Raw genomic sequence first — 10151 nt, 5'->3', positions numbered from 1 at the left:
ACCCGGGGGGGGGGCGGGCCGCCCCCGCCCCGCGCGGGCGCGGCGCTCCGCGTTCCGCCCCCGCCCGCGGGGCCGTGGTGACCGACGGTGACCCCCCTGCGTGCCGCCCGGACGGCGCCACGTAGGGTGGGGTGACGCCGCAATCACGGCAAGCGATGACGAATCGGCGTATCCCTCGCACCGACACGCCTTGCCCTGCGGGCGGCGTGTCCGAAATAGTGCGATTTAGATCCACAGTGTAGAACGGGAGACATGACGGCGATGGCTACGGCAGCTCCCCGGCCCGCAGGATCCGCCGGCACCGTCCAGGGCCGCGCGTGGTGAGGCGCGCGGCGGCGCCGCGTCCTGGAGAACAGACCCTCGGCAAGGCGGCGGACGAGAACTTCCCCGTGGCGCCGTTCTTCCTGCCCCGCGCCTGGCGCGACGACCTGATGGCCGTCTACGGCTTCGCCCGTCTGGTCGACGACATCGGCGACGGCGACCTCGCCCCCGGCGGCGAGGACGCCCGCCTCCTGGGCGTCGGCCCCGCGGCGGCCGGTGACCGGATCGCGATGCTCGACGCCCTCGAGGCGGACCTCGGCCGCCTCTTCGACGGCCGGACCGCCCACCACCCGCTGGTCGCCGCCCTGGCGCCGATCGTCCGGCGGGCCGGTATGACCCCCGAACCGTTCCTCGGCCTCGTCGCCGCCAACCGGCAGGACCAGCAGATCACCCGGTACGAGACCTGGGACGACCTGCTCGCCTACTGCGAGCTCTCCGCCAACCCGGTCGGCCGCCTGGTCCTCGCCGTCACCGGCACCGCCACCCCGGAACGGATCCGCCGGTCCGACGCGGTGTGCACCGGACTGCAGATCGTCGAACACATCCAGGACGTCCGCGAGGACCTGGAGCGCGGGCGGATCTACCTGCCCGCCCAGGACATGAAGCGGTTCCACGTCGACGAGACCGCCCTCGCCGCACCCACCGCCAACGCCTCCGTCCGCGCCCTGATCGCCTTCGAGGCCGACCGGGCGCGGACCCTGCTGGACGAGGGCGTGCCGCTGGTCGCGAGCGTCACCGGCCGGCTGAGGCTGCTGCTGGCCGGCTTCACCGCCGGAGGACGGGCGGCCCTGTCCGCCGTCGCCGCGGCCGGGTTCGACGTGCTGCCCGGCCCGCCCAGGCCCGGCAGGGCACGCCTGCTGCGCGAGGCGGGCGTGATCCTGCGAGGAGAGAGGTGATCCCGACCGTGGACCCCCAGCGAGACGTGTCCGCGCCGGTGCTCGCCGCCTACGGCTACTGCGAGACCGTCACCGGCCGGCAGGCGCGCAACTTCGCCTACGGCATCCGCCTGCTGCCCGAGGCCAAGCGCCGCGCCATGTCGGCCCTGTACGCCTTCTCCCGGCGGGTCGACGACATCGGCGACGGCGACCTGCCGCCCGAGACCAAGGCGCTGCGCCTGAAGGAGACCCGGGCGCTGCTCGACCGGATCCGCGACGGCCACGTCGACGACTACGACACCGACCCGGTGGCCGTCGCCCTGGCGCACGCGGCGGGTGTCTTCCCGATACCGCTGGGCGGCCTGGACGAACTCATCGACGGCGTGGTCATGGACGTCCACGGCGCGACCTACGCGACCTGGGACGACCTGGCCGGCTACTGCCGCTGTGTCGCCGGGGCGATCGGCCGGCTCTCGCTCGGCGTGTTCGGCGCCGACCCCGGGGCGCGTGAGGTGGAACGCGCGCCCGAGTACGCCGACACGCTCGGACTCGCGCTGCAGCTCACCAACATCCTCCGCGACCTCCGTGAGGACGCGGAGGACGGCCGTACCTACCTGCCCGCCGAGGACCTGGAGAAGTTCGGCTGCTCCGCCGGGTTCGCCGGGCCGCTCCCGCCGGCCGGCTCCGACTTCGCCGGGCTGGTCCACTTCGAGGTCCGCCGGGCGCGCGCCCTGTTCGCCGAGGGCTACCGGCTGCTGCCCATGCTGGACCGGCGCAGCGGCGCCTGCGTGGCGGCCATGGCCGGGATCTACCGGCGGCTCCTCGACCGCATCGAGCGCGACCCGGAGGCCGTGCTCCGCGGCCGGGTGTCGCTGCCCGGCCGGGAGAAGGCGTACGTCGCGGTGCGCGGCCTGTCCGGTCTGGACGCCCGCACCGTCACCCGGCGCGCGGTCAGGAGGCCTTCCTGATGCGCTCTCCGGCCGACAGGGAAGGGGCGCGATGACCCGCCACACCACCGGGGGCCGGGCCGTCGTCGTGGGTGGCGGCCTGGCCGGGGTCACCGCCGCGCTGTCCCTCGCCGACGCCGGCGTGCGGGTGACGCTGCTCGAGGGCAGGCCCCGGCTCGGCGGCCTCGCCTTCTCCTTCCGCCGCGGCGGCCTCACCGTGGACAACGGGCAGCACGTGTACCTGCGCTGCTGCACGGCCTACCGCTGGTTCCTGGAACGCGTCGGCGGTGCCGGACTGGCGCCGCTGCAGGAACGTCTCGACGTGCCCGTCATCGACGTCGCCCGCCCGGCGGGCCGCCGGCTGGGCCGGCTGCGGCGCGACCGGCTGCCCGTCCCCCTCCACCTCGGCCGCAGCCTCACCGCCTACCCGCACCTGACGCTCGCCGACCGCGCCCGGGTGGGCCGGGCGGCCGCCGCGCTGTACCGCCTCGACCCCGACGACCCGGTCCTGGACGAACGGGACTTCGGCAGCTGGCTGGCCGCCCACGGGCAGTCGCCGCGCGCCGTCGCCGCGCTGTGGGACCTCATCGGCGTCGCCACCCTGAACGCCCGGGCCGACGACGCGTCGCTGGGGCTGGCCGCCATGGTGCTGCGCACCGGGCTGCTCTCGGACGCCGGCGCCGCCGACATCGGCTGGGCCCGCGTCCCGCTGGGCGACCTGCACGACACGCTGGCCCGCCGGGCGCTGGAGGCCGCGGGCGTCCGCGTCCGCACCCGCGCCCGGGCCACCGCGCTCGGCCGGGGCGAGGACGGCCGCTGGCGGGTCGCCCTCGCCGAGGGGGCCGACGCCGGGGAGACGCTCGACGCGGACGCCGTCGTCCTGGCCGTGCCGCCCCGCGAGACCCACGCCCTGCTGCCCGACGGCGCCCTCACCGATCCGGGACGCCTCCTGGAGATCGGCCACTCGCCCATCGTCAACGTCCACGTGGTCTACGACCGCAAGGTCCTCGACGCGCCCTTCGTGGCCGGACTGGGCACGCCCGTCCAGTGGGTGTTCGACCGCACCGACTCCTCCGGGCTGGACGAGGGCCAGTACCTGGCGCTGTCCCAGTCCGCCGCCCACGACGACATCGACGCCCCGGTCTCCGAGCTGCGCGACCGGTACCTGCCGGAGCTCGCGAAGCTGCTGCCGCTCACCCGCGGCGCCCGGGTGCGGGACTTCTTCGTCACCCGGGAACGCGCCGCCACCTTCGCCCCGGCCCCCGGCGTGGGGCGGCTGCGGCCCGGCGCGCGGACCCGGCTGCCCGGGCTCGCCCTGGCCGGCGCGTGGACCGCCACCGGATGGCCCGCGACCATGGAGGGCGCCGTCCGTAGCGGCGTCACCGCCGCCGACGCGGCCCTGGCCGCCCTCGGCCGGACCCGGGCCGCCCGCCACGGATTCGAACCCGCCCCGGCGCCCGCCGGAACGCTGCCGGGCCCCGCCCGGTGAGCGCCCCCGCCGGCGGCGCCGTGCCCCCCATCCCTGTCACCACACGAGGAGAGACTGTGCCCACTGTGCCCCCGGCCGAGAAGGCTGCCGACGCGGTGGACGTGACCGCGCTGCTGGAGCGCGGCCGGACGCTGGCCACACCGGTGCTCAGGGCCGCCGTGGACCGCCTCGCGGCGCCCATGGACACCGTCGCCGCCTACCACTTCGGCTGGATCGACGCCGACGGCAACCCGGCCGCCGGTGACGGCGGCAAGGCCGTGCGGCCCGCGCTCGCGGTGATGTCCGCCGAGGCCGCCGGCGCCGCCCCCGAGGTGGGCGTGCCCGGAGCGGTCGCCGTGGAACTGGTCCACAACTTCTCCCTCCTCCACGACGACCTGATGGACGGCGACGAGCAGCGCCGCCACCGCGACACCGTCTGGAAGGTGCACGGCCCCGCCCAGGCCATCCTGGTCGGCGACGCCCTGTTCGCCCTCGCCAACGAGGTCCTGCTGGAACTCGGCACGGTCGAGGCCGGCCGCGCCACCCGCCGCCTCACCGCCGCCAGCCGGGCCCTGATCGACGGGCAGGCCCAGGACATCTCCTACGAGCACCGCGAGCGGGTCACCGTGGACGAGTGCCTGGAGATGGAGGGCAACAAGACCGGCGCCCTCCTCGCCTGCGCCTGCTCCATCGGCGCGGTCCTCGGCGGCGCCGACGACCGCACGGCCGACGCCCTCGAGCGGTACGGCTACCACCTCGGCCTCGCCTTCCAGGCCGTCGACGACCTCCTCGGCATCTGGGGCGACCCGGAGTCCACCGGCAAGCAGACCTGGAGCGACCTGCGCCAGCGCAAGAAGTCCCTCCCGGTCGTCGCCGCCCTCGCCGCGGGCGGTCCCGCCTCCGAGAAGCTCGCGGACATCCTCGCCGCCGACGCCAGGACCGCCGACGCCCGCGACGGCGGCCCGGAGGACTTCTCCGAGGAGGAGTTCGCCGCCCGCGCCGCCCTGATCGAGGAGGCCGGCGGCCGCGCCTGGACCGCCGACGAGGCCCGCCGCCAGCACGCCGTCGCCCTCCAGGCCCTCGACGAGGTGCGCATGCCCACCCGTGTGCGGGAACAGTTCGTGGCGCTCGCCGACTTCGTGGTGGTTCGCACGAGATGATCCCGGAAGGTCCGAGCATCGCGTAGTCGCCGGGCGGCTTCCCGAGGAGCCGGCCGACGGCGGACCCGCAGCAGAGACGTCACTGCAGGAAGGGGAAGCCATGACCGCGACAACCGACGGAAGCACCGGCGCGCTGCCCAGCCGCGCCGACCCGCCGGCCGGAACCGGAACCGTTCCGGCCGGCGCCACCGCCCGTCCTCCCGGGGACGGCGCGGCCGGCCCACGGGAGGCGGCCGCCCTCGCCGCCCGGCGCGCCACCGAGTTCCTGCTGGCCACCCAGGACGCCGAAGGCTGGTGGAAGGGCGACCTGGAGACCAACGTCACCATGGACGCCGAGGACCTGCTGCTGCGCCAGTTCCTCGGCATCCTCGACGAGGACACCGCCCGGGCCGCCGCCCTCCACGTCCGCGGACAGCAGCGCGAGGACGGCACCTGGGCCACCTTCCACGGCGGCCCCGGCGACCTCTCCACCACCGTGGAGGCCTACGTCGCCCTCCGCCTCGCCGGGGACGCGCCGGACGACCCCCACATGGCGCGCGCCGCCGCCTGGATCCGCGAGCAGGGCGGCATCGCCGCCACCCGAGTCTTCACCCGCATCTGGCTCGCCCTCTTCGGCTGGTGGCGCTGGCAGGACCTGCCGGAACTGCCCCCCGAGATGATCTTCCTGCCGAAGTGGTTCCCGCTCAACATCTACGACTTCGGCTGCTGGGCCCGCCAGACCGTCGTGCCGCTCACCGTCGTCTCCGCGAAACGCCCGGTGCGCCCCGCGCCGTTCGCGCTCGACGAACTCCGCGCCGGCCCCGCCGGTCCCCGCCCGCCCGCGCGGCGCGCGACCGCCGCCGGCTGGGACGCCGCCTTCCAGCGCCTCGACGACGCGCTGCGCCGCTACCGGAAGGTCGCCCCGCGCCCGCTGCGCCGCGCCGCCGTGAACGCCGCCGCCCGCTGGATCGTCGAACGCCAGGAGAACGACGGCTGCTGGGGCGGCATCCAGCCCCCGCACGTGTACTCCCTCATCGCCCTCCACCTCGTCGGCTACGACCTCGGCCACCCCGTCATGCGGGCCGGCATCGAGGCCCTGGACCGGTTCGCGGTCCGGCGGGAGGACGGCTCCCGGATGATCGAGGCCTGCCAGTCGCCCGTCTGGGACACCTGCCTCGCCGTCACCGCCCTCGCCGACGCCGGACTGCCCGCCGACCACCCGCAGTTGGTGAAGGCGGCCGACTGGATGCTCGGGGAGCAGGTCGTGCGGCCCGGCGACTGGTCCGTCCGCAGGCCCGGACTGCCGCCCGGAGGCTGGGCGTTCGAGTTCCACAACGACAACTACCCGGACATGGACGACACCGCCGAGGTGGTCCTCGCGCTCCGCCGGGTGCGGCACCACGACCCGGAGCGGGTGGAGCACGCCGTCGCCCGCGGGGTCCGCTGGAACCTCGGCATGCAGTCCGCCGGCGGCGGCTGGGGCGCCTTCGACGTCGACAACACCACCGTGCTGCCCAACAAGCTGCCGTTCTGCGACTTCGGCGAGGTCGTCGACCCGCCGTCCGCCGACGTCACCGCCCACGTGGTGGAGATGCTCGCCGTCGAGGGGCACGCCGACGACCCCCGCACCCTGCGGGGCGTCGACTGGCTGCTGCGCGAACAGGAGCCCGACGGCAGCTGGTTCGGCCGCTGGGGCGTCAACTACGTCTACGGAACCGGATCCGTGGTGCCCGCCCTGGTCGCCGCCGGACTGCCCACCGGGCACCCCGCGATCCGCCGGGCCGTCGCCTGGCTGCGCGACGTGCAGAACGCCGACGGCGGCTGGGGCGAGGACCTGCGCTCCTACCCCGAACCCGGCCGGTGGGCGGGCCGCGGCGACTCCACCGCCTCGCAGACCGGCTGGGCGCTGATGGCCCTGCTGGCCGCGGGGGAGCGGGAGTCCGAGGCCGTCGCCCGCGGCGTCGCCTGGCTGGCCGCCACCCAGCGCGAGGACGGCACCTGGGACGAACCGCAGTTCACCGGCACCGGCTTCCCGTGGGACTTCTCGATCAACTACCACCTCTACCGGCAGGTGTTCCCGCTCACCGCCCTCGGCCGGTACCTGCACGGGGAACCCTTCGCCGCGAAGGCCCGCTGATGGGCGCCACCGGCGCCCGGCGGCCCGCCGCCCCGGCCCCCCTGCTGGTCGCCTGCGCGCTCGGCATCGAGCAGCTCGCCCTGCGCGCGGGCGCCCGCGCCACGGGCCGGGGCGGCGGGCCCGCCGGACCCGTCACCGTGCTGCGCACCGGCATGGGCGGCGCCGCCGCCCGGCGCTCGGTCACCGGCGTCCTCCGCGGCGACGGGCTGCGCGAGGCCGCCGTGCTCGCCACCGGCTTCTGCGCCGGGCTCACCCCCGGCATGCGCCCCGGCGACCTCGTCGTCGCCGAGGAGACCCGCGATCCGCACGGCGGCGTCCGGTGCGCCGGGACGGAGACGCTGGTCAAGGAACTCGCCCGGACCCTGCCCGGGCGCACCGTCCACACCGGCGTCCTCACCGGGACGGACCACGTGGTCCGCGGCGCGGAACGCTCCGCGCTGCGGGCCCGGGGAGCGGTCGCCGCCGACATGGAGTCCGCCGCCACGCTCCTGGCCGCAGTCCGCGCCGGAGCCCGTCCGGTTGCCGCCGTCCGGGTGGTCGTGGACACCCCGGAGCACGAACTTGTACGAATCGGGACACTTCAGGGTGGAATAACGGCGTTCCATGTCCTTCGCCGGGTACTCCCGGCGTTCTTCGAATGGCACCGTTCCCTGCCGCCCCCCAGGAGGTGAGCCCAGATGGCCATGCCGCTGCGCCAGTCCGTCACGGTCGCTACATATCTGGCCCGACAGAAACTTCGCCGCCGCGACAGGTTCCCGCTCATCGTGGAACTGGAGCCGCTCTTCGCCTGCAACCTCAAGTGCGAGGGGTGCGGCAAGATCCAGCATCCCGCCGGGATCCTCAAACAGCGCATGCCGGTGGCCCAGGCCGTCGGCGCCGTCGTCGAGTCCGGCGCGCCCATGGTGTCCATCGCCGGCGGCGAGCCGCTGATGCACCCGCAGATCGACGAGATCGTCCGCCAGCTCGTGGCCCGCCGCAAGTACGTCTTCCTGTGCACCAACGCCATGCTGCTGCGCAAGAAGCTGGACCTCTTCGAGCCCTCCCGCTACTTCGCCTTCGCCGTGCACATCGACGGCCTGCGCGAGCGGCACGACGCCTCCGTCGCCAAGGAGGGCGTCTTCGACGAGGCGGTGGCGGCGGTCCGCGAGGCCAAGGCGCGCGGCTTCCGGGTCACCACCAACTCGACCTTCTTCAACACCGACACCCCGCAGACCGTCGTCGAGGTGCTCGACTACCTCAACGACGACCTCCAGGTGGACGAGATGATGATCTCGCCCGCCTACGCCTACGAGAAGGCACCCGACCAGGAACACTTCCTCGGCGTCGAGCAGACCCGCGAGCTCTTCCGCAAGGCGTTCTCCGGCGGCAACCGCCGGCGCTGGAGGCTCAACCACTCGCCGCTCTTCCTCGACTTCCTCGAGGGCCGGGCCGACTTCGACTGCACCGCCTGGGCCATCCCCAACTACTCCCTCTTCGGCTGGCAGCGCCCCTGCTACCTGATGAGCGACGGGTACGTCCCCACCTACCGCGAGCTGGTCGAGGACACCGACTGGGAGAAGTACGGCCGGGGCAAGGACCCGCGCTGCGCCAACTGCATGGCGCACTGCGGGTACGAGCCCACCGCCGTCCTCGCCACCATGGGGTCCCTCAAGGAGTCCCTGCGCGCCCTGCGGGACACGGTGGCCACCAACAGGGCCAACCGGCCGCAGGCGGCGGAGCCGGCCGCCGTCGCCGCCGCGGAACCGCGGCCGTGACCGGGTTCGACCTCGCCGCCCTGCTCGCCGAACGGTCCGGCGAGCGGTACGCCCTGCACGAGCGGTACCTCAACCACCAGCTCCCGCGGATGCTCCGCACCCTCGGCTTCGACAAGGTGTACGAACGGGCCGAGGGCGCGTACTTCTGGGACGCCGAGGGCAACGACTACCTGGACATGCTGGCCGGCTTCGGCGTGATGGGCCTCGGCCGCCACCACCCGGTCGTCCGCAAGGCGCTCCACGACGTCCTCGACGCCCAACTCGCCGACCTCACCCGCTTCGACTGCCCGCCGCTGCCCGGCCTCCTCGCCGAGCGGCTGCTCGCCCACAGCCCGCACCTGGAGCGCGTCTTCTTCTGCAACAGCGGCACCGAGGCGGTGGAGACCGCCCTGAAGTTCGCCCGCCGGGCCACCGGACGGCCGCGGATCCTGCACTGCGACCACTCCTTCCACGGCCTGACGACCGGCTCCCTGTCGGTCAACGGCGAGGCGGGCTTCCGGGACGGCTTCGGCCCCCTGCTGCCCGACACCGCCGTGCCGCTGGGCGACCTCGGGGCCCTGGAGCGGGAGCTGGCCCGGGGCGACGTGGCCGCGCTGATCGTCGAGCCCGTCCAGGGCAAGGGCGTGCACGAGGCGCCGCCGGGCTACCTGCGCGCGGCCCAGGACCTGCTGCGGCGGCACAAGGCGCTGCTGATCGCCGACGAGGTGCAGACCGGTCTCGGGCGCACCGGGGACTTCTACGCCCACCAGCACGAGGAGGGCGTGGAACCGGACCTGGTGTGCGTGGCCAAGGCGCTCTCCGGCGGCTACGTGCCGGTCGGGGCGACGCTGGGGAAGGAGTGGATCTTCCGGAAGGTGTACTCCTCCCTGGACCGGGTGCTGGTCCACTCCGCCAGCTTCGGCTCCAACGCCCAGGCGATGGCGGCGGGGCTCGCGGTGCTCTCGGTGATCGAGAACGACCAGATCGTCGCCGGCGCGCGGGCGACGGGGGAGCTCCTGCGGTCCCGGCTGGCGGCGCTCACCGAGCGGTACGAGCTGCTCGCCGACGTGCGGGGGAGGGGACTGATGATCGGCATCGAGTTCGGCCGGCCCCGCTCGCTCAAGCTGCGCGGCCGGTGGGCGATGCTGCAGGCCGCGCGGAAGGGGCTCTTCGCGCAGATGGTCGTCGGCCCGCTGCTGCGGCGGCACCGGATCCTCACGCAGGTCTCCGGCGACCACCTCGAGGTGATCAAGCTCATTCCGCCGCTGATCATCGGGGAGCGGGAGGTGGAGCGGTTCGTGACCGCGTTCACGGCCGTGATGGACGACGCGCACGAGGGCGGGCTCGTGTGGGACTTCGGGCGCCACCTGATGCGACAGGCGGTCGCCAACCGCTGAGGACGCGCCGCCCCGCCCGCCGGGGAGGGCTCGCACGGACGACGGGGAGCCCTGGGGCGCCGCAAGGGCGGTGCGTGGTCTGCCCGCGTCTGTTGCCCGCGTGATCTGCCCGCGTGGTCTGACGGTGTGGATTG

8 protein-coding genes are annotated in these 10151 nt (G+C 74.8%); all 8 read left to right on the top strand.

The genetic code is table 11. From position 1 onward, the window contains the following. The first annotated feature begins 317 nt into the window (after positions 1 to 317). The 8 genes from hpnC (at position 318) to ACWD3O_RS26810 (ending at position 10017) form a co-directional block, all read left to right on the top strand. Positions 318 to 1217 carry a squalene synthase HpnC gene (hpnC, locus tag ACWD3O_RS26845; protein ID WP_451417659.1) on the top strand — a complete coding sequence of 300 codons (900 nt, stop codon included), beginning with the start codon at positions 318 to 320 and terminating at the stop codon, positions 1215 to 1217. Beyond that, positions 1214 to 2164 (top strand): presqualene diphosphate synthase HpnD, encoded by a 951-nt coding sequence (gene hpnD / locus ACWD3O_RS26840; protein ID WP_451417658.1) that lies wholly within the window; start codon positions 1214 to 1216, stop codon positions 2162 to 2164. Before hpnC ends, hpnD begins: the two co-directional genes overlap by 4 nt. A 31-nt stretch (positions 2165 to 2195) precedes the next feature. After that, on the top strand, positions 2196 to 3632 hold the full coding sequence (gene hpnE / locus ACWD3O_RS26835) for a hydroxysqualene dehydroxylase HpnE (protein WP_451417657.1): 1437 nt from the start codon (positions 2196 to 2198) through the stop codon (positions 3630 to 3632). A 56-nt stretch (positions 3633 to 3688) separates the two neighbouring features. Then, a complete protein-coding gene (locus ACWD3O_RS26830) occupies positions 3689 to 4771 on the top strand; it encodes a polyprenyl synthetase family protein (RefSeq protein ID WP_451408615.1) in 1083 nt (360 codons plus the stop codon). 100 nt (positions 4772 to 4871) lie between these two features. Next, on the top strand, positions 4872 to 6887 hold the full coding sequence (gene shc / locus ACWD3O_RS26825) for a squalene--hopene cyclase (protein ID WP_451417656.1): 2016 nt from the start codon (positions 4872 to 4874) through the stop codon (positions 6885 to 6887). Then, a complete protein-coding gene (locus ACWD3O_RS26820; protein WP_451417655.1) occupies positions 6887 to 7558 on the top strand; it encodes a phosphorylase family protein in 672 nt (223 codons plus the stop codon). The genes shc and ACWD3O_RS26820 overlap by 1 nt, the downstream gene beginning before the upstream one ends. Before the next feature lie 6 nt (positions 7559 to 7564). After that, complete coding sequence (hpnH, locus tag ACWD3O_RS26815) at positions 7565 to 8641, top strand: adenosyl-hopene transferase HpnH (protein WP_451408612.1); 1077 nt, start codon at positions 7565 to 7567, stop codon at positions 8639 to 8641. Next, entirely contained in the window at positions 8638 to 10017 is a 1380-nt protein-coding gene (locus ACWD3O_RS26810) for an aspartate aminotransferase family protein (RefSeq protein WP_451417654.1), read from the top strand. The genes hpnH and ACWD3O_RS26810 overlap by 4 nt, the downstream gene beginning before the upstream one ends. The last annotated feature ends 134 nt before the right edge of the window (positions 10018 to 10151 follow it).

The organism is Streptomyces sp. NPDC002640 (genome assembly GCF_053592575.1).
Note: the sequence above shows the minus strand (reverse complement) of the source record. Positions and strands in the feature narration are given on the sequence as shown.

Coding starts and splice junctions, on each gene's coding strand:
- shc (WP_451417656.1), top strand. CDS start 4,872: ATGACCGCGACAACCGACGGAAGCACCGGCGCGCTGCCCAGCCGCGCC.
- ACWD3O_RS26820 (WP_451417655.1), top strand. CDS start 6,887: ATGGGCGCCACCGGCGCCCGGCGGCCCGCCGCCCCGGCCCCCCTGCTG.
- hpnH (WP_451408612.1), top strand. CDS start 7,565: ATGGCCATGCCGCTGCGCCAGTCCGTCACGGTCGCTACATATCTGGCC.
- hpnE (WP_451417657.1), top strand. CDS start 2,196: ATGACCCGCCACACCACCGGGGGCCGGGCCGTCGTCGTGGGTGGCGGC.